The sequence below is a fragment of the Streptomyces sp. NPDC004752 genome, from assembly GCF_053601275.1.
The window spans coordinates 1-1,026 of record NZ_JBSGBN010000319.1 but is presented as its reverse complement, the minus strand read 5'-3'; the positions used below and the strand labels follow the sequence as shown (position 1 = coordinate 1,026).

Annotated in this window: 1 protein-coding gene; it reads left to right on the top strand. The window is 72.3% G+C overall.

The features are described from left to right. Nucleotides 1–14 precede the first annotated feature (14 nt). Nucleotides 15–1,026, top strand: a 1,012-nt coding sequence (locus tag ACWEKM_RS46650; RefSeq protein WP_451627384.1) for an NADPH:quinone reductase, incomplete at its 3' end; no start/stop codon positions are given.

Below are 1,026 nucleotides of genomic sequence, written 5' to 3'. Positions count from 1 at the left end.
TCCAAGGACGGATCATGAAGGCCATCATCTACCGCGACAACGGTGCCCCCGACGTTCTCCGGCTCGTCGACCGTGACCTGCCGGCGCCCGGCGCCGGCGAGGTTCGCGTCCGGGTCGCCGTGTCCGGGGTCAACCCGACCGACTGGCAGGCGCGCTCCGGCGTCGGCCATCCCAAACACTTTTCCGAGATCACCCCGCACCTCGACGGCGCCGGCACGATCGACGCTGTCGGTGAGGGTGTCGACCAGAGCCGGGTCGGTCAGCGGGTCTGGCTGTTCATGGCGGCCGCCGGGCGGCCCACCGGCACCGCCGCCGAGTTCACCGTCGTGCCCGCCGGCCAGGCCGTGCCGCTGCCCGACGAGGCCGGCTTCGACGTCGGCGCCGCACTCGGAGTCCCCGCATTGACCGCGCACCGTGCGCTCACCGTCGCCGAGGACGGGCCGCGTCGGCTGCGGGCCGGGGCACTTGACGGGAAGGTGGTGCTCGCCGCGGGCGGGGCCGGAGCGGTCGGGCACGCGGTGATCCAGCTCGCCCGGTGGGCCGGAGCTACCGTAATCAGCACGATCAGCAGCCCGGAGAAAGCCAGGCTGGCCACCGCCGCCGGAGCCCACCACGTGATCAACTACCGCGAGGGCGACCCGGCCTCCGAGATCCGCAATGTCGCCCCCGACGGTGTCGACATCGTCGCAGAGGTGGCGCTGGGCACGAACCTCGCACTGGACCTGGCCGTGCTGCGAACCCGTGGCACGATCTCGACCTACGCCAACGACGGGGGCAAGCCGGTCGAACTGAACGTGCTGCAGAACATGGTGCTGAACACACGCCTCCAGTTCCTGGTGCTCTACACGGCCGGTCCGCAGGCACACGCCGCGGCCGCCCAAGACGTCGCCGCCGCGGTGCGCGACGGCGCGCTGCCGGTCGGCGAGGAGCACGGCCTGCCGCTGATCCGCTTTCCCCTCGACCGAACCGCCGACGCGCACCGCGCGGTCGAGAGCCGCGCGGTCGGCAAAGTCCTGGTGGACGTCA